General features: G+C 38.8%; 15 protein-coding genes. All 15 read left to right on the forward strand.

Features of this window, described 5'->3' with window-relative positions; all coding sequences use genetic code 11:
* The first annotated feature begins 26 nt into the window (after positions 1-26).
* Positions 27-752: an NUDIX hydrolase gene (locus tag BMW64_RS05000; protein ID WP_089998878.1), complete on the forward strand. Its 726-nt coding sequence runs from the start codon at positions 27-29 to the stop codon at positions 750-752.
* 18 nt (positions 753-770) lie between these two features.
* Positions 771-2,255 carry a xylulokinase gene (locus tag BMW64_RS05005; protein ID WP_089998879.1) on the forward strand — a complete coding sequence of 495 codons (1,485 nt, stop codon included), beginning with the start codon at positions 771-773 and terminating at the stop codon, positions 2,253-2,255.
* Between the two features lie 98 nt (positions 2,256-2,353).
* A complete protein-coding gene (gene xylA, locus BMW64_RS05010) occupies positions 2,354-3,682 on the forward strand; it encodes a xylose isomerase (RefSeq protein WP_089998881.1) in 1,329 nt (442 codons plus the stop codon).
* A gap of 94 nt (positions 3,683-3,776) precedes the next feature.
* On the forward strand, positions 3,777-6,671 hold the full coding sequence (locus tag BMW64_RS05015; protein WP_089998882.1) for a SusC/RagA family TonB-linked outer membrane protein: 2,895 nt from the start codon (positions 3,777-3,779) through the stop codon (positions 6,669-6,671).
* Between the two features lie 11 nt (positions 6,672-6,682).
* On the forward strand, positions 6,683-8,638 hold the full coding sequence (locus BMW64_RS05020; protein ID WP_089998883.1) for a RagB/SusD family nutrient uptake outer membrane protein: 1,956 nt from the start codon (positions 6,683-6,685) through the stop codon (positions 8,636-8,638).
* Between the two features lie 90 nt (positions 8,639-8,728).
* Positions 8,729-9,907, forward strand: a complete 1,179-nt coding sequence (gene uxuA / locus BMW64_RS05025; RefSeq protein ID WP_089998885.1) for a mannonate dehydratase — start codon at positions 8,729-8,731, stop codon at positions 9,905-9,907.
* 117 nt (positions 9,908-10,024) lie between these two features.
* Positions 10,025-10,840 (forward strand): SDR family oxidoreductase, encoded by an 816-nt coding sequence (locus tag BMW64_RS05030; protein ID WP_089998886.1) that lies wholly within the window; start codon positions 10,025-10,027, stop codon positions 10,838-10,840.
* A 107-nt stretch (positions 10,841-10,947) separates the two neighbouring features.
* Positions 10,948-12,366: a glucuronate isomerase gene (gene uxaC, locus BMW64_RS05035; protein WP_089998888.1), complete on the forward strand. Its 1,419-nt coding sequence runs from the start codon at positions 10,948-10,950 to the stop codon at positions 12,364-12,366.
* Between the two features lie 138 nt (positions 12,367-12,504).
* Positions 12,505-13,506, forward strand: a complete 1,002-nt coding sequence (locus BMW64_RS05040; RefSeq protein ID WP_089998890.1) for a sugar kinase — start codon at positions 12,505-12,507, stop codon at positions 13,504-13,506.
* Positions 13,503-14,138, forward strand: coding sequence for a bifunctional 4-hydroxy-2-oxoglutarate aldolase/2-dehydro-3-deoxy-phosphogluconate aldolase (locus tag BMW64_RS05045; RefSeq protein WP_089998891.1), 636 nt, complete (start codon positions 13,503-13,505; stop codon positions 14,136-14,138). The genes BMW64_RS05040 and BMW64_RS05045 overlap by 4 nt, the downstream gene beginning before the upstream one ends.
* Entirely contained in the window at positions 14,139-15,413 is a 1,275-nt protein-coding gene (locus BMW64_RS05050) for an MFS transporter (RefSeq protein ID WP_089998892.1), read from the forward strand.
* 37 nt (positions 15,414-15,450) lie between these two features.
* Positions 15,451-17,910: a glycoside hydrolase family 95 protein gene (locus tag BMW64_RS05055; protein WP_089998894.1), complete on the forward strand. Its 2,460-nt coding sequence runs from the start codon at positions 15,451-15,453 to the stop codon at positions 17,908-17,910.
* Between the two features lie 193 nt (positions 17,911-18,103).
* Complete coding sequence (locus BMW64_RS05060) at positions 18,104-19,822, forward strand: glycoside hydrolase family 43 protein (RefSeq protein ID WP_089998895.1); 1,719 nt, start codon at positions 18,104-18,106, stop codon at positions 19,820-19,822.
* Between the two features lie 217 nt (positions 19,823-20,039).
* The gene (locus BMW64_RS05065; RefSeq protein ID WP_228400841.1) at positions 20,040-21,650 is read left to right on the forward strand and encodes a glycoside hydrolase family 43 protein; all 1,611 of its coding nucleotides are present in this window, start codon (positions 20,040-20,042) and stop codon (positions 21,648-21,650) included.
* Between the two features lie 270 nt (positions 21,651-21,920).
* The gene (locus tag BMW64_RS05070; RefSeq protein ID WP_089998897.1) at positions 21,921-23,846 is read left to right on the forward strand and encodes an alpha/beta hydrolase-fold protein; all 1,926 of its coding nucleotides are present in this window, start codon (positions 21,921-21,923) and stop codon (positions 23,844-23,846) included.
* Positions 23,847-23,906: the final 60 nt, after the last annotated feature.

A 23,906-nucleotide genomic window follows, 5' to 3' on the forward strand; every position in this document is an offset into this window, starting at 1 on the left:
GATGTTACATAAATGTTAACAATTAAATGAGCCCCAACTTTATTCATACGTACGTATCTGTAGATTGTGTAGTATTCGGATTTGATTACGAAAACCGCTTAAACATTTTATTGGTTCAGCGACATGTGGATGAGGTACCTTTGGAAAGACAGCGAAAATTACCCGGCAGTCTGATTTTTAGTGATGAAGATGTTGACGATGCTGCACAGAGAGTACTTCATGAATTGACAGGAATCAAAAAAATGGTTCTTAAACAGTTTAAGTGTTTTGCAGATCCTACCCGTGCCAATAATGTACATGATATTAAATGGATGGGCAAAGAGTACAAACATGATATCGACAGGATTATTACGGTTGCCTACCTTTCTCTATGTAAGATCGACCATAAGATAAACAGTACGAAATATGACACTGTAGATTGGTTCCCGATTGATGAAGTTCCGCAGCTGCCGTTCGATCACAATAAGATCATCAGTGAATCGCTCGTAGAAATCAGAAAATGGATCGAAACAGATTTCTCCATTATTTTTGAGCTGTTGCCGAAAAGATTTACCATCAGGCAACTGTATCAGCTTTACACGGCGCTGAGTGAAAAATATATTGATATTAAAAATTTTCATAAAAAAATATCCTCATTCAATTACATTGTGCCATTGGATGAAATTGAAAAAAATGTATCGCACCGGGCAGCAAGATATTATAAGTTCGATGCTAAAATTTATAAGAAAAACAATACTAAACTAATCAAATAACACGCTTCTATACAAATTATGTACTTACTAGGCTATGACATCGGCAGTTCTTCTGTAAAAGTTTGTCTCATCGAGGCATCCAGCGGAAAAGTGATTGCTTCAGAATTTTCCCCAAAAAAGGAAATGAAAATCACCGCTGTGAATCCCGGATGGGCAGAACAGAACCCTGTTGACTGGTGGACAAATCTGAAACTTGCTCATGAAGCGGTTATGCACGAAGCCGGAGTACATGCTGAAGATATCAAAGGAATTGGGATTACATGGCAAATGCACGGTCTTATCCTGGTAGATAAAGATCAGAATTTACTCAGACCGTCAATCATCTGGTGTGACAGCCGTGCGGTGCCTTACGGTGAAAAAGCTTTTAAAGAGATCGGAGAAGAAAAATGCTTATCTCATCTATTAAATTCCCCGGGAAATTTTACCGCATCAAAACTAGCATGGGTAAAAGAAAACGAACCGGAAATTTTTGAAAAAATTGATAAAATAATGCTTCCGGGAGATTATATCGCCATGAGACTTTCCGGGCAGATCGGAATGACCATCGAAGGATTATCAGAAGGAATTTTCTGGGATTTTAAGAATAACTGTATTTCGGAAGATGTGATCGGCCATTACGGAATCCCGAAAAGCTTCTTCCCTGAGATTATTCCTACTTTTGGAATTCAGGCTACGGTTTCTGCAGCAGCAGCTCAGGAATTAGGATTAAAAGAAGGAACGCCGATTTCGTACAGAGCAGGAGATCAGCCAAACAATGCTCTTTCACTGAATGTTTTTAATCCGGGAGAAATCGCTTCCACTGCCGGAACTTCAGGAGTTGTATATGGAGTGCTGGATCAGCTTGAATACGATAAATTATCAAGAGTTAATACATTTGCTCACGTTAATTATACACCGGAACAGATCAGATTGGGCGTTTTACTGTGCATCAACGGAACAGGAATCTTGAATTCATGGCTAAAGCATAATTTTGCGACTTCGTTATCTTCATACGGAGATATGAATGAACTGGCTTCACTTTCGCCTGTAGGTTCTAAAGGTCTTAGCATCGTACCTTTCGGAAACGGCGCAGAAAGAGTATTGGAAAACAAGGAAACCAACTGCTCAATTCACGGAATTAATTTCAATATCCATACAAAAGGAGATATTCTACGTGCGGCGCAGGAAGGAATTGTATTTTCTTACGAATACGGAATGGACATCATGAGAAATATCGGGATGGACATTCAGGTGATTCGTGCAGGAAATGCCAATATGTTTTTAAGTTCAATTTTTCGTCAGTCACTTTCAAGTGTCAGCAATGCGGTTATTGAACTTTATGATACCGACGGAGCTGTGGGAGCTGCAAGAGCTGCGGGAATAGGAATAGGATTTTATGCAGATTCCAAAGAAGCATTTTCATCACTCGAAAAAATAGCAGTGATAGAGCCTGAACACGAGAAACAAGAACAATATCTGGAAGCCTACACAAGATGGAAACATCATCTTAATGAAATAATCTAAAAACAATTCAGCGGAAAAATATCCATACACTTACTGACTTCAGAAATCAGTGAGAAGGGAATGACTACGCAAACTTTAAAATAAAATAAATATAAAATATGAACACTTTAACAGGTACGAAAGAGTTTTTTACAGGTATCGACAAGATTAAATTTGAAGGAAAGGAAAGCAGAAACCCAATGGCATTCCGCTATTATGATGCTGAAAAAGTTGTCATGGGAAAACCTATGAAAGACTGGACACGTTTTGCAATGGCATGGTGGCATACCTTATGTGCAAACGGAAGCGATCCATTCGGAGGACCTACAATTCATCATCCTTGGGATATTGGAAATGACGCTGTTACGAGAGCGATGCACAAAATGGATGCTGGCTTTGAATTTATGTCTAAAATGGGCTTCGATTACTACTGTTTCCACGACATCGACTTGGTAGACCCTGCAAATAACTGGAAAGATTATGAGAAAAATCTTCAGACAGTTGTTGAATACGCTAAACAAAAACAGGCTGAAACAGGAATTAAACTTTTATGGGGAACAGCAAACGTTTTCACTCATGAAAGATACATGAACGGTGCTTCTACAAACCCAAATTTTGATGTATTGGCTTGCGCAGGAACTCAGGTGAAGAACTCCATCGACGCGACAATTGCTTTAGGTGGTGAAAACTATGTATTCTGGGGAGGAAGAGAAGGATATATGAGCCTTCTGAACACTGACATGAAGCGTGAAAAAGATCATTTGGCACGTTTTCTTTCAATGTCCAGAGATTATGCACGTCAGCAAGGATTTAAAGGAACTTTCCTGATCGAGCCTAAGCCAATGGAGCCTACAAAACATCAGTACGACTACGATTCTGAAACGGTAATCGGCTTCCTAAGACATTACGGATTGGATAAAGATTTTAAGTTAAATATCGAAGTAAACCACGCTACATTGGCAGGTCATACTTTTGAGCACGAACTTCAGGTTGCTGTTGATGCAGGACTTTTAGGAAGCATTGATGCCAACAGAGGAGATTATCAGAACGGATGGGATACAGACCAATTCCCGGTAGACTACCTTGAGATGGTTCAGGCTTGGCTTGTACTTCTTCCAGCAGGAGGTTTAGGAAATGGAGGGGTAAATTTTGATGCTAAAATCAGAAGAAACTCTATTGATCCTGAAGATTTATTCATCTCTCACATTTCGGGAATGGATGTATTTGCAAAAGGACTTCTGGCTGCAGCCGATATCCTTGAAAATTCAGATTATAAAAAATTAAGAACAGATCGCTACGCTTCTTTTGACAACGGAAACGGGAAGGCATTCGAAGAAGGAAATCTTACATTGGAAGATCTTCAGAGAATAGCACATGAAATCGGGGAACCTCAGCCAAAAAGCGGCAAACAGGAATTGTTTGAAGCTATTGTGAATATGTATATCTAACAAAAAAATGAAAAGGCTGCTAACACTAAGGATTTTCAGAATTATAATTATTAATGGCCTTTTTATTCAACCCTAATATTTAAAAATAATAATTATGAACCGATTTTATTTAGCTAAAACCAATAAGGCGGCCTTGTTTTTTGCCATGGCCTTATTACCTTCCGGCTTGGCGTATTCCCAGGTTAAGAAAGATACGGCGACCAAAGAGAAAAAGATAGAGGAAGTAGTCATGATCGGATATGGTACTCAAAGAAAAGAGGCTGTAACAGGATCAGTGGCTACCGTAAAAGGAGATGCACTTCGCGAGGTACCTTCAGCCAACATTACCCAGGCTTTACAAGGTAGAACTGCGGGGGTTGATATTTCCCAAACTTCTACTAAACCGGGTGCAGCCATGCAGATCCGGATCAGAGGTACAAGATCATTAACAGGTGATAACAACCCGCTAATTGTTCTTGACGGTATTCCGTTTGTGGGATCCCTGAGTGACATTAGTTCGAGCGATATAAAAAGTATTGACATCCTTAAAGACGCTTCTGCTACAGCCATTTACGGTTCAAGAGGGGCAAACGGAGTTATTCTTGTTACAACAAACAGAGGAACAAAAGGACAAAAACCGAGATTTACATACAATACATTTACTGGAGTTCAAACTTTATTTTCTAAGTATCCAATGATGGATGGGCCTAAATTTGCACAGCTTCGTGCTTACGCCATTCCAGCAGGAAACTCAACGCCCTTATATAGTAATGGCGCAGACGAAAGCAACAGTACTAATACAGACTGGCAAAGCTTATATTACAAACCTGCCATGATGACAAGCCATGATGTAGGTGTTTCAGGAGGAACAGAAGGTGGAAACTATAATGTGGGATTGTCTTATTATAAGCAAAATGCATTAGTTCCTCTTCAGAGTTATGAAAGATTTGCTCTGCGTACAGCAATTGATCAGCAGGTAGGAAAGATTTTCCGTTTTGGTTTTACTACAAATACCAATTATTCTATATCTGAAGGGAACGGAGTAAGTCCTGGAGCAGTATTGGGATATTCACCCTTGGTAGATCCTTACAAAGCTGACGGAACTCCAAAAACGTTGATGACAACGGCAGGAGGAATAGACCAAAGCTGGATCTATACCCGTCAAAACCTGGAAGCACTAAAAGATAAGTATGTTGATGAGAGTAAAGCGTTTGCCTCATACAACAACCTTTACGGTGAATTGAATCTTCCTATCAACGGTTTAAAATACAGACTAAATGTAGGATTAGATTACCGTACTTCAAACAGTGGAAATTATACTGGTGTAGGAGTATTTAGTACAAATCCTTCTGCACCGTCAGCAGCAGGAAGAGGAAATAATCAGACTTACCATTGGGTTTTGGAAAATTTATTGACCTATGACCGTACATTTGGTAAACATAAAATCAATGCAGTAGGATTATATTCTGCCGAAGGTAACAGATATATAAGTTCGTATATGAGCGCCAAGAACGTTCCTGCAGATTTCTTTCAATATTATAACCTAGGACAGTCTCCTCAGGCAGATATTACAGTAAGACCTGAAGATCAGACATATAATCAGACGGGATTACTTTCTGCAATGGGAAGAGTAATGTATACATATGATAACAAATATATGTTAACTGCAACACTTCGTGCTGATGGATCATCAAGACTTGCACCGGGAAACAAATGGCATACTTATCCTGCATTATCATTAGGTTGGAATGTAACTAATGAGTCATTTATGCAAAATATAAAGGCTCTTAATCTTCTTAAATTCAGAGCAGGATGGGGACAAACCTCAAACCAGGCGGTAAGCCCTTATTCTACTATGGGTAGACTGAATGTTGCTCCTTATAATTTCGGAGGTACAGGAAGTACAGGAGTATACGGAGACCAGGCACCAAACCCTGGATTAGGTTGGGAATATTCCAGAACACAAAACTATGGAGTTGATTTTGGCTTATTTAATAACAGATTATCAGGTAGTGTAGAATATTATAAAACTCACACTGTAGATCTTTTGACACAAAAAAGTCTTCCGTCTTCAAGTGGTTGGGGATCAATCGTTTCCAATGTAGCTGAAACTGAAAACAAAGGGTTGGAACTCTCATTAAATGGTGTTATCTTTGATAACCCGGATGGTTTTTCATGGGAAGCAGGATTTAATTTTTATACAAACAGAAACCAGATCCTATCTCTTGCATCGGGAACACAGCGTGATGTGAATAACCTGTGGTTTGTAGGCCATAATATCAATTCTCTTTACGATTACCAGTATATAGGTCTTTGGCAGGCAGGTGATCCTTACCAGAATATTTTAGAGCCTGGAACCGCTGCAGATGTGATTGGATCTATAAAAGTTCTATACACAGGGGGCTATAATGCTGACGGAACACCTGTAAGAGCAATCGGACCCGATGACAGACAGATTTTTGATACGGCTCCAAAGTATCAGGGAGGATTTAATATGAGATTTTCATACAAAAACTTTGAATTGAGTACCGTAGGTGCATTTCAGCACGGAGGAATTCTAATAAGTTCATTGTACGGATCTGCAAGTTACCTTAACAGATTGACCGGTAGAGGGAATAATGTTGATGTAGATTATTGGACAGAGAATAATACAGATGCTTATTTCCCACGTCCTGGGCGCCATTTAAGTGGTGACAACCCGAAATATTCTTCTACATTGGCTATGTTTGATGCTTCATATCTTAAATTACGTACAATTACTTTAGGATATAATGTTGATAAAGAATTTTTAAAAGATCTAAAAATTAATAGTTTCAGAATCTATTTCACAGTAACCAATCCTCTTGTATTATTCTCACCTTACCATAAATTTTCAGGAATGGACCCTGAACCGAATTCAATGGGTAATGAAAACCAGGCTGTAAGCGGATACCAAAGCAGACAGCTGATCATAGGAACAAATAACCCTTCTACAAGAAATTATTTAATGGGACTTAATTTAACCTTCTAAACTGTATAGTCATGATAAAATTTAATAAAAAAATGATAATTGGAGCAATCTTCTTATCATTAACATTTACTGGTTGTAATGAGATTCTTGACGAGCAGCCAAGATCAGGATACAGCGTTGAATATTTTAATACACCGGATGGTGTTAAGCAGAGCTTTACTGCGCTGTACAGACAATTAAGATTGTTGTACGGAAACGGGTACTTCATGAGCAACTGCCAGAATGGTACCGACGAATCTACCTGGGCACAAAGTGCTGATGGTAACTTCAAAGAATTAGATATGTCAGGTCAGGGAAATATTAACCCAAATACCTTTCCTACAAGTATGGTTTGGGGAGCATTTTTCCCATATATTAATACAGCAAACGGAATTATTGAAAAAGGCCCCGGATTCGATATTCCTGAGGCAATGATCTCTGAAGCAAGATTTTTCAGAGGATTTGATTATTTTATGCTTGTACAGACATATGGAGGAATTCCTTTAGATTTAGGAGCAGGAGAATTAAAATACAATACACTTCCATCGACAACTTCTGTAAGAAATACAGTTCCGGAAGTATATACGAAAGCGGTTTTCCCGGACTTAAAAAAAGCAATAGATAATCTTCCGACATCACCAAGAGTAACAGGAGGAGTAACCAAAAATGTTGCAAGATTGATTTTAGCCAAAGCTTATCTTACTTATGGATGGTGGCTACAGAACCCTAATAACATTCCTACTTATCCTGAAGCAGCAAGAAATGATCCTGACGGACATAATGCTCAATGGTACTTCCAACAGGCATATGATATGGCTATGTCGGGAATTAATAACCCTGGAGGATATGCTCTGCAGCCTACATTCTATGATGTAAATGTTGGATCAAACGACAGAAATACAGAAAGCATGCTATATGCAGATCACACGCAGTCAAGCACATATTACAATGAAAGTGATCCTGTAGGATTTGGTTCAGGATGGGCTCCGGACAATTTTGCAGCATGGATGCAGACCTGGAATTACACTGCAATTAAAAGCAGCAAGACAACAGCATGGGCTCCTGCGGATGTTGTAAGTTCCGTACAGCGTGAGGCAGCACAGTCTTTAGGTCGTCCTTGGGTTCGTATGTGTCCTACCATAGGAGTAATAAAAAATACATTTGCAGACAAAACCAATGACTCCCGTTATGATGGTACTTTTGTTACTACATACAGAGGAAACTGGAATAAAAATGGAACAGGTCTTACAAGTGTTGGTACCCTTTACAATGCCAATAATCTGCCAGTACAGCCAGGTGGTGCTATTCTTAGTTTCTTGAGTGATGATTCTCAAACTCCGACATATGCTACAGGTGCAGGTCAAAATGGAGTGGGAGCCGGTACTTTGCCAAATAGGGCAGACTGGGTAATTGCACCAAGCGGAATCAGCAGAATTGTATATCCTGGTCTATGGAAGATAGGAACGTATCGTACGGACGATCCTAATGGTTTAGGTTATCCAAATGCGGGTCTTACTCGTCCTTTTACAATAGCTAAATTCTCTGAGTTTTATTTTATTGCTGCAGAAGCAGCTGTAAAAGGAGCATCAGGAGCAATGAGCGCCAGAGATCTTATCAATGTTATCCGTGCAAGAGCGGGAAAATGGAAATTCAATAATGCTCAGAATACATCTTATGTAGCTGATAATAGTGCGGCGATGATTGCAGCAACTCCGGCAACAATTACTATTGATTACATTCTTGCAGAGAGATCAAGAGAATACTACGGAGAATTCTACAGATGGTATGATCTGGTACGTACTCAGAAATGGGCAGAATATGCTGCTACTTACCAAATTGGTGGTGCATCTTATGGAGATCATACTCCTCAGACTGTTACAAGAAATATTCAGCCTTTCCATTATCTGAGACCAATCCCTCAGGGACAGCTTGATGCAATGGAAGTTTCTGCTGATGTGAAAGCAAAATACCAGAACCCTGGTTATTAATTGATTTTATTCTTACATTCATATTAACAGCAAAGTAGGTGTTTGTAAAAAAGCACCTGCTTTGTTTAATGAATAAAAATTTTAAAGATTATGGAAAAAACATGGCGTTGGTTTGGGAAGAACGATAAAATAAGTCTGAATACACTTCGGCAAATAGGAGTAGAAGGAATTGTTTCCGCACTGCATGATGTTCCGAATGGACAAATCTGGAGTTTAGAGGCGATCAATGATTATAAAAACTATATAGAAAGTCACGGTCTTCGCTGGTCTGTCGTGGAAAGTCTTCCCGTGAGCGAAGCCATCAAATACGGAGGTGAAGACCGGGATTTTTTAATAGAAAATTATATCAAAAGTCTCGAAAACCTGGGTAGAGCAGGAGTGACAACAGTTTGCTACAACTTTATGCCTGTTTTGGATTGGGCCAGAACAGATCTCTTCCACGAATGGGAAGATGGTTCCTCATCGCTATATTTTGATAAAGCTAAATTTGCCTATTTTGAAATTCATATTTTGAAAAGACAAGGAGCAGAAAAGGATTATAATGCAGAAATTCTTCAGAAAGTAGAAGAACTTAAAAATACGCTGACTGAAGAAGACAACAATGATCTGATTGATTCAGTCATTGTAAAAACTCAGGGATTTGTCAACGGAAACATAAAAGAAGGAGATTTAAATCCTGTCGAAAAGTTCAACAATTTATTGGCCTTATACCATGGAATTGATAAAAACCAGCTTCGCCTTAATCTTAAATATTTCCTCGAAAAAATAATGCCGGTTTGCGAAGAATGGAATATCCAGATGTGTGTACATCCAGATGATCCGCCATTTGCTTTACTGGGCTTGCCAAGAATCGTTACCAATGAAGAAGATATAGACTGGTTCTTACATGCAGTGGATAATCCTCATAACGGACTTACTTTCTGTGCCGGATCTTTAAGTGCTAACCTTAACAATGATGTTCCGAAACTGGCTCATAAATTTGCACACCGTACAAAATTCGTTCACCTCAGAAGCACCAATGTTTTTGAAAACGGTGATTTTATAGAAGCGCATCATTTGGGTGGAAGAGGAAAACTGATTGATGTTATCCGTGTATTTGAAAAGGAAAGTCCAGATTTACCAATGCGAATTGACCACGGAAGACTCTTAACCGAAGATATCGATAAAGATTACAATCCAGGGTATTCATTTCTAGGGAGAATGCTGGCTTTAGGTCAGATTGAAGGGGTAATGGCAGCTGTCCAAAATGAAATGCAGAAGACATTTTAAGCAAAACAGGATCCGAAGGATCCAACAACAATAGCCGTAGCTAAAACCTATGGCAAAGAATAGGATTAATATAAAAGAAACCCGAAGGGTTCAATATAAATTATCATTAATATTATAATGAACGAAATATTCAGTATAAAAGATAAAGTGGCCGTCATCACAGGAGCTTCCGGTGTTTTGGGTGGAAGCCTGGCACAAAGCTTCATTGAAGCCGGTGCAAAAGTAGTTGCATTAGGCAGAAATCAGGCGACATTGGATGTCCGCATACAGGAATTGACCGATGCCGGAGGTAACGCATTTGCCGTCGAAGCCAACGTGATGGACATCGAAAGTCTTGAATCAGCGTCAAAAAAAATCATAGAAAAGTACGGAAAAATAGACATTCTGTTAAATATTGCCGGAGGAAATATTCCTGCAGCCACCTTATCTCCCGAACAGTCATTCTTTGATATGAATATGAAAGGATGGGATGAGGTGACTGATCTCAATATCAATGGAACAGTATATCCAAGCTATGTTTTTGGAAAAGTAATGGCAGAGCAGGGAAACGGAAGTATTGTAAATATTTCATCAATGGCAGCCTATTCGGCGATCACGAGAGTAGCGGGATATTCGGCAGCGAAAGCGGCGATCACCAATTTTACGCAATGGCTGGCTTCTGATGTAGCTTTAAAATTCGGAGATAAAATCCGGGTAAATGCCGTGGCTCCTGGATTTTTTATCGGTGATCAGAACCGTGCTATTCTCCTGAATTCTGATGGTTCCCTGACTGACAGAAGTAAAAAAGTAATTGCTAAAACGCCGATGCAGAGATTCGGAGAAGTAGAAGAGCTGAACGGAGCAGTACAGTTCCTTTGCTCAGAAGCCGCAAGTTTTATTACGGGCGCTTTACTTCCTGTTGATGGTGGTTTCAGTGCTTTTAGCGGTGTTTAAAGTTAAATTTTCTTCATATTTAAATAAACAAGATCTTAAAATAACTTAAGGTCTTGTTTTTAAAAAATTGATTTTTAAATAAAATTTTAAATCATTTAAACCAGATAATGACTTATTCTAATAAAAATAAAGAAGTTTTCGGAGAGTCGTTTTTGCTGGAGTCGGCAAAGGCAGAGAATCTCTATTTCGGATTTGCGAAAGAAATGCCGATTATTGATTATCACAATCATCTGGAGCCGGATGTCATTTCCAATAATCTTAATTTCCGATCTCCAACGGCAATTTGGCTGGATGGTGATCATTACAAATGGCGTGCGATGAGAAATTTCGGGATCGATGAGCAATTCATTTCAGGAGAAGCTTCGGATATCGAAAAATTCAGAAAATGGGCTGAAGTTGTACCTTACACCCTTCGAAATCCATTATTTCACTGGACACATCTTGAGCTTAAAAATCCTTTCGGAATTACCGAATATCTTTCGCCCAAAAATGCAGATTCTATCTATTCTCAGATGAATGAAAGTTTGCAGACAAACGATTTTTTACCACAATCAATTATAAATTATTTTAAGGTTGAAACGCTTTGTACGACAGACGATCCAGCTGATGATCTTGCTTATCACAAAGCAATTAAGGACAGTAGTTTTGCAACATCGGTTTTACCAGCTTTTCGCCCCGATTCTTACATTAATATCATTAATCCTCAGCAATATCTTGCAGGCATTAAAAAACTTGAAAAAGTCGGAGGAATTTCAATACAATCAGTGTCTGATTTGCTTAATGCGCTTCAGTCGAGAATTAATTATTTTGCAGAGGCTGGCGCAAAAGTAGCAGATCATGGGTTCGAATATTTTCCTGATACAACGCTTTGGAACCAGAATCTTGAAAACGAATTTTCAGAATTTCTGAAAGGAAATAAAACTGTATTTTCTAATCCGGAAGCTTTATGCGGTTATGTACTTAAGGAACTTTGCAAAATGTACAACGAAAAAGGCTGGGTGCAGCAGTTTCACGTTGGAGCAACGAGGAATAACAACTCTCAAATGCTTAATAAGATAGGTATTAATTCAGGTTATGATGCGATTGGAGAACAATATTTTGCTCAACGATTGAGTGTTCTTTTAGATGAATTAAATACAGCCGGACAGCTTACCAAAACCATAATCTATAATCTTAATCCCACATTTAATGAAGTTCTCGCATCACTTGCCGGAAATTTCAACGAAGGCGGAATTAAATCAAAAGTACAGTTTGGGGCGGCTTGGTGGTTTTTAGATCAGCTCGACGGAATGAAAAAACAGATGAACACGCTTTCCAATATTGGACTTATCAGCACTTTTGTAGGTATGCTTACCGATTCCAGGAGTCTTTTATCGTTCTCAAGACATGATTATTTTAGAAGACTTTTGTGCAATATGTTTGGCAGTGACATGGAAACAGGCTTGCTTCCCGATGACGAAGAGTGGGTAGGGAAGATCATTCAGGATATCTGTTATTACAACACCAAAAATTATTTTGAAATATAAAATTCAGGCAGATATCTAGCAAATAGACTGAGACGAAGTTAAGAACCCGGAGGGTTCAATATTAATAGCCGTAGGTGTAACCTAATGGAAAAAATATAAAATTAAATAAACAGAACCCGAAAGGGTTCAACCAAAATAATGATTGATTCCAAAAAAATATTGTGTTTCGGAGAGCTATTGCTCCATTTTGCACCGGATTCTCATGGAAACTGGCTCAATGATCAGTCTATGAAAACTTTTGTAGGCGGCGCTGAATACAATGTGGCTTCGGCTCTTGCCCAATGGAAAAATCCTGTAAAGCTTCTTTCTGCTTTACCTGAAAATTTCATTGGAAATCAGTTGGAAAGTCAGCTTCAAAATAAAGGGATTGAAGTTCTTGCAGAAAAAAATACCGGAAGAATCGGAACTTTTTACCTGTCTTCAGATGGCGATATGCAAAATGCTTCGGTAGTATACGACCGTTTCCCCTCAGTTTTTACACAGTCGGATTTTTCACAATTTACTTTTGATGAAATATTTTCCGGGGTAAAATGGCTTCATATCAGCACCATTACACCGGCTTTAAGTGAAAATGCCTGTCAAAAATGTGTGAGTTTAATGGAGGAAGCGTCAAAAAGAAATATTATCGTTTCTTTAGATCTGAATTACCGTGCAGCACTTTGGCAGGGAAGAATTGCTTCGGATACAATCAAAACATTAATGCCTTTTGTTAATGTATTAATGGGAAATATCTGGTCGATTCAGCAATTTCTGGAGATTCCGATAGAATATGAACTGAACGGAAATTTTGATGACGAAAATCTTTTAAGGCAAGCTGAAAAATCAGCATCAGAAATTCAGAAACAATTTCCGAATGTTGCGATAATTGCTAATACTTTCCGGTTTACAAACGGTGAAAAAGTCAATTACTATGCGACATTATTTGAGAATAATGAGCTTTTGATTTCAGAAAAATATAATTCCGAAAAAGTAGAAGAAAGAGTAGGCAGCGGAGATTCATTTATGGCTGCACTGATTCACGGAAAGCTCAAAGGAAATTTGTCACAGAAAATATTGGAAGATGCCACAAAGGTTGCCTTTAAAAAACTTTTTGTAAAGGGTGATACTATTGACGAGTCTATTAACATTGAGAAATTATGAATTCAATTATACAAACTATAAAAAACCAAAAAATCGTTCCGTTGTTCTACAACGAATCATTTGAAGTTTCAAAAGATACCGTAAAAGCTTTGTACGAAGCCGGAATTCGTGCAATAGAATATACCAACCGCGGTATTCAGGCATTAGAAAATTTTACAAAGCTGAAAGAAATTTCCGCCATAGAATTTCCAGGGCTTTTACTTGGAATAGGAACGGTAAAAAATACGAAGGAGATGGATGATTATGCCCGTGCAAAAGCCGATTTCATCATCACTCCGGTGATCAGCGAAGAATTGGTAAAACATTCGGTAAGCAGGAATATTCTTTTGATTCCGGGCTGTTTCACGCCATCTGATGTTAATATTGCTTTTCAGAACGGATTAAATTTAGTTAAAATTTTTCCTGCTGATGCTCTGGGTAAAAATTATATCCGGTCCATTCAACCCGTTTTTCCGGGAATGAATTTTATGCCAACGGGAGGCGTAAATGCTGATACAGACGATATTAACGATTGGCTAAAAGGCGGAGCGGTAGCAGTCGGCTTGGGAAGTTCATTAATAAAAAAGGATTTCACATCGCAACAGCTTACAGAAAAAGTTCAGAATCTATTACAACAACTTAATCAAAACTAAATGCAGGCTCCAAAAAATGGCAATATAAGATGGTTTATGCTGTCTCTGGTATTTCTCGCAACGACGATCAATTATCTTGACCGTCAGGTTATGGGCTTGCTGAAACCTATTCTGGAAAAAGAATTTGACTGGAATGAAAAAGATTACAGCTACATCGTAATGGCCTTCACTACAAGTTATGCGATTGGTTATCTGGCAATGGGGAGATTTATCGACAGAGTCGGAACCAAAATCGGATATGCGGTCTCTTTGATTGTCTGGAGCTTGGCTTCTATAGGACATGGTTTTGTGAAAAGCACGTTGGGATTCATCATCGCGAGAAGCACATTGGGAATCAGTGAGGCCGGAAACTTTCCAGCTGCAATAAAATCTGTCGCCGAATGGTTTCCGAAAAAAGAAAGGGCATTGGCAACCGGAATTTTTAATTCTGGAGCTACAGTGGGTGCTATATTAGCGCCGCTTCTGGTACCGTTTATTCTGGGGCACTACGGCTGGAGAGAGACTTTTGTCTGGATCGGAGCATTGGGATTAGTCTGGATTCTTCTTTGGTGGAAATTTTACCAGATTCCGGAAAAAACAAAAAAACTGAGTCCCGGGGAACTTCAGTATATCAAAAGTGACCAGGAAGGAAAAACCGAAGAACAGTCAAAAGTTCCACTTTCTGAATTGTTAAAATATAAAATAACCTGGTCTTTTGCCATAGGAAAAATCCTTACCGACCCGATCTGGTATTTCTTTATGTTCTGGCTGCCTGCTTATTTTGCAGATGTTTTTAAAATGGACTTAACCAAACCTTCCATTCCATTGATTATCATCTATAGCGGAACAACGATCGGAAGTATAGGCGGCGGGTATCTTTCTTCATTGTTAATTAAAAAAGGATGGGCGATCGGTAGAGCAAGAAGCTTTACAATGTTATTATTTGCTTTAATGGTCGTTCCGGTAATGTTCTCAAAATATGTTGATAATATGTGGTTGATAACCATTATTATAGCCTTTGCAACGGCTGCACATCAGGGCTGGGGAGCCAATCTGATGACTACGGTTGGGGATAAATTACCGAACAATTATGTAAGTTCTGTAATCGGTTTTGGCGGAATGCTCGGTTCGGCAGCGGGAATTATTTTTCCACTGTTCATCGGGATTGTTTTGGATACTTTTAAAAAAGCCGGAAACATCAACGGCGGTTACAATATCATCTTCTTCATTGCAGGAATCTCGTATGTTGCGGCATGGGGAATTATTTGGTTGATTAACAGGAAGAAAACAGCTTAACATCAAAATAATACAGTTTGAAGTTTAGAAAGTAAAAATGAAAGCCGGACTTTATATCATATTATGTCTTTTGATAAGTATATTTTCCTCTGCCCAGAAAGGAGGAAAATATAAGCTGTGGTATGATAAACCTGCCAAACAATGGGTCGAAGCGTTACCGATCGGAAATGGCAGATTGGCTGCAATGATTTATGGAGATCCTTCTAAAGAAAAACTTCAGCTGAATGAAAGCACTTTCTGGTCCGGAGGTCCTTCACGGAATGATAATCCGGACGGGCCAAAACTCCTGGACTCCATCAGATATTATTTATTTAACGGAAATTACAAACGTGCGCAGATTCTTGCTGATAAAGGTTTAACAGCGAAAACCCTCCATGGTTCGGCTTATCAAAATATTGGCGACCTTACGTTGAATTTTAATAATCTTAATGATGTTAAAAATTATCACAGGGAATTAGATATTGAAAAGGCTGTTGCTACTACAACATTTACTTCGAATGGAATTCATTTTAAAAGAGAAGTTTTTGCTTCAATTCCTGATAACGTTATTGTCATTAAATTAAGTTCAGACAAGAAGAACGCTTTGAATTTCACAGCCAATTTTAACAGCGAACTTAAGAAAAATGCCAGGGCTATTGATGCCAGCACGTTACAGATCGATGGATTGTCCACCACTTTAGACGGGGTTCAAGGTCAGGTTAAATTCAATGCACTCGCAAAATTCGTCACCAAAAGCGGCAAAACGCAAGTTTCAGAAAATGGAATTTCGGTAAGTAATGCTAATGAAGTGATGATTCTCATTTCTATCGCAACCAATTTTACAGATTATAAAACATTAGATACAGACGAGGTTTTAAAAAGCAAGAGATATATCGATTTATCTGAAAATAAAGGTTTTAATACTTTATATAACAATCATCTTGCTGCCTATCAGAAATATTTCAAAAGAGTTGATTTTAATTTAGGAACTTCTGAAGCTGCAAAAAATCCGACTGATATCAGGATTAAAAACTTTGCTACAGGTTTCGATCCGGAACTTATTTCGTTATATTATCAGTTTGGGCGTTATCTCCTGATTTCTTCTTCACAACCTGGCGGTCAGCCAGCCAACCTGCAGGGAATCTGGAACAATTCCAACAAACCGGCCTGGGACAGCAAATATACCATCAACATCAACACAGAAATGAATTACTGGCCGGCAGAAAATACCAATCTTTCCGAGATGCATGAGCCGTTGATTCAGATGGTAAAAGATTTAAGCGAATCAGGAAAAGAAACGGCAAAAGTGATGTACAACAGCCGTGGCTGGGTTGCTCATCACAATACCGATATCTGGAGGATCACCGGAGTGGTAGATTTTGCCAATGCCGGAATGTGGCCGATAGGCAGCGCATGGCTTTCCCAGCATCTTTGGGACAAATATCTGTATAGTGGGGATATTAATTATCTTAGATCCATTTATCCCGTTTTGAAATCTGCCACTCAGTTTTATGAAGATTTTTTAATTGAAGAACCAACCCACAAATGGTTGGTGGTAAGTCCGTCAATGTCTCCCGAGAATATTCCGAACGGACATCAGGGGAGTGCTTTGGCAGCTGGAAATACAATGGATAATCAATTAATGTTCGACCTTTTTAGCAAAACAAAGAAAGCAGCAGAAATTTTAAATATAGATTCAGATAAAATCCAGGTTTGGAACAATATTATTTCAAAATTACCACCGATGCAGATCGGAAGATACGGACAACTGCAGGAATGGATGGAAGACCTTGATAATCCGCAAGACAATCACAGGCATGTTTCACATCTGTATGGTTTGTTTCCTTCCAATCAAATTAATCCCTTCACTACACCGGAATTGCTGGAGGCTTCAAAAACCGTTCTCATCCATCGCGGCGATGTTTCCACAGGTTGGAGTATGGGCTGGAAAGTGAATCTTTGGGCAAAATTACTCGATGGGAACCATGCCAATAAATTAATCAAAGACCAATTAACGCTGGTAGAAAAAGATGGCTGGGGCAGTAAAGGTGGAACGTATCCGAATCTTTTCGATGCCCATCCGCCGTTCCAGATCGACGGAAACTTCGGCTGTACATCGGGAATCACTGAAATGCTGCTACAGACGCAAAACGGCTTCGTCGACATTCTTCCCGCGCTTCCTGATGAATGGAAAAATGGAAACATTTCCGGGTTAAAAACCTACGGTGGTTTTGAAATCAGCATTGTTTGGGAAAACAATAAAGCAAAAGAAATCATAATAAAATCAAATTTAGGCGGAAATTGTAGGCTCAGAATCCCGAACGAAATGGAACTGAAAGGAAAATCAAAACTCAAAAAAGCAGAAGGCAAAAATCCCAATCCTTTTTTTGATGTTCCGGAGATTAAGAAACCAATCATTTCTAACAAAGCCAAATTAAATCCTGTCGAAATAAAAGAATCGGTGATGTACGATTTCCCAACAGAAGCAGGAAAAACTTATATTTTAAGAATGAAATAAAAGTGCGCTCCGTAGGAGCAATATCTGTGTAAATGTAGTAAAGTCTAATGATAAAGAAACTCCGTAGGAGTGACCTGATAATAGAACGAAGGGTTCAACAACAATAGCCACAGGTGAAACCTGTGGGACAATGTGAAAATAAACCACGAACCCTGAAAGGGTTCAACAAAAAATTAAATAAAAAAAATTATATATGAAAAAGATAACAGTGAATTCCAATTTTCTAAAAAACAAGACCAGCATTTTTGCAGCAGCAGCCTTACTGTCGATGACAAGAATCTCAGCACAGACATTCACCGATTTTCAATATAAAGGAAACGACAAAATATACAACGACAACCCGCTGAAACCGGACGAATTTTATTCACCGATTCTTCAGGGATGTTATCCGGACCCTAGTATTACCAAAAAAGGAGAAGATTATTACTTGGTTAATTCTTCATTTTCAATGTTTCCAGGAGTTCCGATTTTCACCTCTAAAGATTTAGTGAATTGGAAACAGGTAGGTCACGTTCTCGACAGGCCTTCTCAGTTAAAAGTCGAAAAAGGCGGAGTTTCTCAGGGAATCTATGCACCGGACATCAAATACAACAAATTCAACGACACGTTTTATATGATTACCACGCAGATTGCGGGCGGAGTCGGAAATATGGTCGTAAAAACCAAAGATCCTGCGAAAGGCTGGAGCGAAGTCCAAAAACTTAATTTCGACGGTATCGATCCTGCTATTTTCTTCGATGATGACGGGAAAGCCTACATCGTACACAATGATGCTCCTCCAAAAGGAACAGAGCAGTATCAGGGACACCGAGTAATCAAAATGTGGGATTACGATTTGGAAAAAGATCAGGTGGTAGCAGGTTCTGACAAAATTATTGTAAACGGTGGAGTCGACCTTTCTCAAAAGCCAATTTGGATTGAAGGTCCGCACTTATACAAATACAAAGGAAAATATTATTTAATGTGTGCAGAAGGCGGAACCGGAGGCAACCACAGTGAAGTGATTTTTATGGCTGATTCTCCGAAAGGACCATTTGTTCCCGCTAAAAACAATCCAATTCTTACCCAAAGATATTTTCCGAAAGACAGAAAAGAAAAAGTAGACTGGGCTGGTCATGCCGATTTGGTAGAAGGTCCGAATGGGCAATGGTACGGTGTATTTTTAGCCATTCGTCCCAACGAAAAAGGACGTGTAAATCACGGTAGAGAAACTTTCATTCTTCCGGTTGACTGGAGTGGAACGTATCCTGTGTTCCAGAACGGATTAGTTCCTATGAAACCAAAATTGAAAATGCCGCAAGGCGTTCAGAATCAAACCGGACAAAACGGATTCTTCCCGAACGGAAACTTCACGTATAACGATAAATTAACCGATAAAAATCTCGATTTCCGTTGGATTGCGATGCGAGGACCTCGTGAAAATTTCATTAACGTGACTAAAAATGGGGTGAAAGTGAATCCTATGGAGACGAATATCAAAGCTTTAGCTCCGGTTTCGGCACTATTCCACAGGTTGCAGCACGAAGATTTTGAAACCTCGGTAACGCTTGATTATAAGCCAAAATCTGAAAAGGAACTTGCGGGAATCACTTGTTACCAAAGCGAAACATTCAATTACGTTTTCGGAATTACGAAAAAAGACAAAGACTACTATATTGTATTAGAAAGGACTGAAAAGGGGACATCAAAGTTGATCGCAAGTGAAAAAATTTCACTTTCAAAAAGCATTAAATTTCAGGTGACTGGAGAAAAAGATGAAATCAGCTTCAATTATTCTTTGGACGGCAAAAATTTTAAAAATCTGGGAGGTCCGGTATCAGGAGACATCCTTTCTACCGATGTTGCAGGTGGTTTCACAGGAAGTTTGATTGGATTGTACAGCACGTCTTCAAATGATATTGTACCGAATTAAAATTGAAAATAATCATATGATATCAATAGGAGCGGGCTTTAGCCCGTTTTCAAAGAAGAAAAGATTATTTAGCTTTAGCTAAAATTTAAATAATATTTAGGCTTCGGTATAATAAGACAATCTAAGTAGACTTTTAGGATTAGCAATGTCACACTGAGCTTGTCGAAGTGTCTCTTTGATATCGATTAAGAATCGAACCAACCAAAATATCAAAATCGTGAATATTAAAAAATCATTTTATATAGTTTCTTTTTTGGGATTTATCGGGCTGAATCAATTTTCAGCCCAGATAGACCCTTTTCAAAAGAAAGTAACCGAGTTTAAAAATCCCATCATTTGGGCAGATGCTCCGGATTTATCCATCACAAGAAACGGCGACGATTTTTACCTGATAAGCACCACCATGCATCTTATGCCCGGCGCTCCGGTTATGCATTCAAAAGATCTTGTTCATTGGGAAATGTCAAGTTATGTTTTTGATACATTAAATGACAATTCAAAATATGATTTGATTGACGGAAGTGTTTACGGACGTGGACAGTGGGCTTCTTCCATCCGTTATCATAAAGGAAAATATTACGTTCTGTTTTCCCCGAATGACGAACCTTTCAAATCGTATTTTTATGTAACCGATAATCCTGAAAAAGGCAATTGGAAGCTTATCACGAGAACCAGACATTTTCACGATGCATCTTTGCTTTTTGATGATGATGATAGAGTTTACGTTTTTACTTCCAACAAAGTTTTTGAGCTGAGTCCGGATTTTAAAACCATTATCGGAAATCATGACGGAACGGAAGTTTTCCAGAAAGATGCTTCGGAAACCGGACTTTTGGAAGGTAACCAAATCATTAAAAAAGACGGTAAATATTATATGATGATGATTTCCTGGCCGAGAGGCGGAAAACGCCGTCAGGAAGTTTACAGGGCTGATAAAGTAACCGGACCTTATGAGAAAAAGGTCATTCTTGAAGACAATTTTCTTGGATTTTCCTATGCCGGACAAGGTGCTTTGATTGATGATAAGAACGGAAATTGGTATTCCCTGATTTTCCAGGACAGAAATGGAGTAGGACGAGTTCCGATTTTGCTTCCTGTTAAATGGGAAAACGACTGGCCAATTTTGGGCGACAACGGAAAAGTGCCATTGACGGGTGAAATTCCGCTTTCACCATTTAAACCCAAAAATCATATGGTAGAAAGTGACGAATTTTCCGACAAAAAAATGAAAATTCAGTGGCAGTGGAATCATAATCCTGTCAATTCAGCTTGGTCTTTATCCGAAAGGAAAGGCTTTTTAAGGCTTAAAACCAGTAGAGTGGTCGATAATCTGTACCTCGCTCCAAATACTTTAACGCAAAGAATGGAAGGCCCGAAATCCAGCGGCGTAGTGGCTTTGGATGTGAAAGGGATGAAAGACGGTGATGTTGCCGGTTTCAGTGCTTTCAACGGCGATTCAGGGATTTTATCTGTGGTAATGGAAAATGGTAAAAAGTTTATTGTCTTTTCAACCAATGAAGTCAGTTTAGATAATAAAACTAAGGCGGTTACAGGTGTTAAAAAAGATGAAAAAAAGAGAATTGCATTAAACTCGAACAAAGTTTATTTTAAAATTGATGCCGATTTCAACCTCGGAAAAGATTTGGCCGATTTTTATTATAGCACCGACCAAAAAAACTGGATCGAAATGGCAAAAGATTACAAAATGATTTTCGATTACCGAAGATTTTTTATGGGTTCCAAGTTTGCGATTTTCAATTATGCAACCAAAAATCTGGGAGGTTTTATAGATGTTGATTTTTTCAGAGTGAATAAGAGTTCAGAATAATTAAATCGGAATTGATTTGGAAAGCTTAGAATTTCGCTCAAAAGAGCTTTATTTAGTTTGGTCTGCGAATAATTCGCTATTTAAAAATATATAAGCTCCGTAGGAGCATTCTGTTAATAGATCGTTATTACAAGAACAGCAAAGCCTCGTAGAGGCGACCTGTTCATAAAACAGCTGAAAACCCCAATAATAGAAATGAAAAAGATAAAACCCTTGTCGGTATTATTTTTTTACCTAAATTAATAAGTGTAAAAAATACAAATAAAAATCATGAACAAATCTATCATATTAGCAGTAAGTTTTATGTTATCCGGAATATTTGTTTCGGCACAAACTATTGATAAACAGGCTCTACAGGGTTTTGATATTGAAAACCCAGCCATTTCCCACGGAAAAATCGATACAATTCAATATGCTTCAAAAACGGTTGGAACTACAAGGAAAGCATTGATTTACACACCGCCGGGATTCAAAAAAGGGGAAAAATATCCTGTTCTCTATCTTCTTCACGGCATTGGCGGCGATGAAAAAGAATGGTTCAACCAGGGAAAACCGAATGTTATTCTGGATAATCTGTACGCACAGGGAAAACTGCAGCCGATGATTGTCGTTTTGCCGAATGGTCGTGCGATGAAAGATGACAGGGCAACAGGAAATATTATGGCTCCGGATAAAGTGGAAGCTTTCGCAACTTTTGAAAAAGATTTGCTGGACGACCTTATTCCATTCGTAGAAAAAAAATATCCTGTCAAAAAAGACCGTGAAAACCGGGCTTTGGCTGGACTATCAATGGGAGGCGGACAAACGCAAAATTTTGCTTTCGGCAACATCGATAAATTTGCATGGTTGGGCGCATTTTCTTCAGCACCCAATACGAAAGAACCGAGCAAGCTTTTACCCAATCCGCAAGATGCGTTGAAAATGAAGCTCATTTTTATTTCCTGCGGCGATGCAGACGGATTGATGCCTTTTAGCAAAAGAACCAGCGATTATCTGAAGAAAAATAAAATTCCGCACATTTTTTACATAGAGCCGGGCGGTCATGATTTCAAGGTATGGAAAAATGATTTGTACATCTTTTCACAGCTGTTATTTAAGCCTGTTGATAAAACTAAATTTGACGGATTTACCGTTTTGGGAACGCCTGCAGCAACCAATATCAGAAACGCTCAATATCCTCAAATCCTTCCCGATGGAAGAGTGATGTTCAAGGTAAAAGCGCCGGAAGCACAAAAAGTTCAAATCGATTTAGGAAAAAAATATGACCTGAAAAAAGATACAGATGGCTTTTGGACTGGAACGACCGAGCCTCAAAGCGGAAGTTTCCATTATTATTCTTTGCTGATTGATGGTGTTGCAGTTGCAGACCCGTCCAGCGAAACATTCTACGGAATGGGAAGATACGCCAGCGGAATCGATATTCCTTTTGATGGCGATGATTTTTATGCATTAAAAGACGTTCCGCACGGTGATATTCGTATTAAAAATTTCTATTCAAAAGTAACCAATTCTTGGAGACGGGTTTTCATCTACACGCCACCGGGTTACGACCAAAATTCTTCTGAATCTTATCCGGCATTGTATATTTTACATGGCGGAGGAGAAGATGAAAGCGGTTGGGCAAATCAGGGTAAAACCAATTTGATTTTAGACAATCTGATTGCGGAAGGTAAAGCGAAAAAGATGGTCATTATTATGCCCGATGCCAATATCGGTCAAAGCGGAATCCGAAATTTTGGCGAGCGCAATCTTCAGATGTTTGAAAAAGAGCTGAAAGAATCCATCATCCCATTTGCCGAATCCAATTACAGAATTAAAAAAGGTAAAGAAAACCGTGCATTGGCCGGACTTTCAATGGGCGGGATTTATACATTGTATGCCGGGATTCAGAACTCTGATATGTTCTCAAGCTTGGGCGTTTTCAGTTCAGGATATATGTTGCCGATGCTTCAGGACGTTGCCGATAAACAGTACAAATTTTTAAATGAAAATAAATCTGCCTTTTCATCCAACGTCAAAAATTTCTGGATTTCAATGGGCGGAAAAGAAGATATTGCTTACGAAAACGGTCAGAAAATGCTGAAAGAACTGGATAAAATCGGAATTAGATATTCGTATAGGGATTATCCGGGCGGTCACAGTTGGCCGGTTTGGAGAGACAGTCTGCACCAGTTTGCACAGGAACTTTTTAAATAAACTTTGTCCTTAAAAACATTAAGGCATTAAGCATTTTATATTATTTGCTAATTAGAATGA

It is taken from the genome of Chryseobacterium taichungense, from assembly GCF_900109935.1.
GTDB classification, from domain to species: domain Bacteria; phylum Bacteroidota; class Bacteroidia; order Flavobacteriales; family Weeksellaceae; genus Chryseobacterium; species Chryseobacterium taichungense.

Excerpts from the sequence above, each read along its gene's own strand:
- BMW64_RS05030 (WP_089998886.1), top strand. The coding sequence starts at position 10,025 with ATGAACGAAATATTCAGTATAAAAGATAAAGTGGCCGTCATCACAGGA.
- BMW64_RS05005 (WP_089998879.1), top strand. The coding sequence starts at position 771 with ATGTACTTACTAGGCTATGACATCGGCAGTTCTTCTGTAAAAGTTTGT.
- uxuA (WP_089998885.1), top strand. The coding sequence starts at position 8,729 with ATGGAAAAAACATGGCGTTGGTTTGGGAAGAACGATAAAATAAGTCTG.
- BMW64_RS05055 (WP_089998894.1), top strand. The coding sequence starts at position 15,451 with ATGAAAGCCGGACTTTATATCATATTATGTCTTTTGATAAGTATATTT.
- xylA (WP_089998881.1), top strand. The coding sequence starts at position 2,354 with ATGAACACTTTAACAGGTACGAAAGAGTTTTTTACAGGTATCGACAAG.
- BMW64_RS05020 (WP_089998883.1), top strand. The coding sequence starts at position 6,683 with ATGATAAAATTTAATAAAAAAATGATAATTGGAGCAATCTTCTTATCA.
- uxaC (WP_089998888.1), top strand. The coding sequence starts at position 10,948 with ATGACTTATTCTAATAAAAATAAAGAAGTTTTCGGAGAGTCGTTTTTG.
- BMW64_RS05000 (WP_089998878.1), top strand. The coding sequence starts at position 27 with ATGAGCCCCAACTTTATTCATACGTACGTATCTGTAGATTGTGTAGTA.
- BMW64_RS05045 (WP_089998891.1), top strand. The coding sequence starts at position 13,503 with ATGAATTCAATTATACAAACTATAAAAAACCAAAAAATCGTTCCGTTG.
- BMW64_RS05050 (WP_089998892.1), top strand. The coding sequence starts at position 14,139 with ATGCAGGCTCCAAAAAATGGCAATATAAGATGGTTTATGCTGTCTCTG.
- BMW64_RS05040 (WP_089998890.1), top strand. The coding sequence starts at position 12,505 with ATGATTGATTCCAAAAAAATATTGTGTTTCGGAGAGCTATTGCTCCAT.
- BMW64_RS05070 (WP_089998897.1), top strand. The coding sequence starts at position 21,921 with ATGAACAAATCTATCATATTAGCAGTAAGTTTTATGTTATCCGGAATA.
- BMW64_RS05060 (WP_089998895.1), top strand. The coding sequence starts at position 18,104 with ATGAAAAAGATAACAGTGAATTCCAATTTTCTAAAAAACAAGACCAGC.
- BMW64_RS05015 (WP_089998882.1), top strand. The coding sequence starts at position 3,777 with ATGAACCGATTTTATTTAGCTAAAACCAATAAGGCGGCCTTGTTTTTT.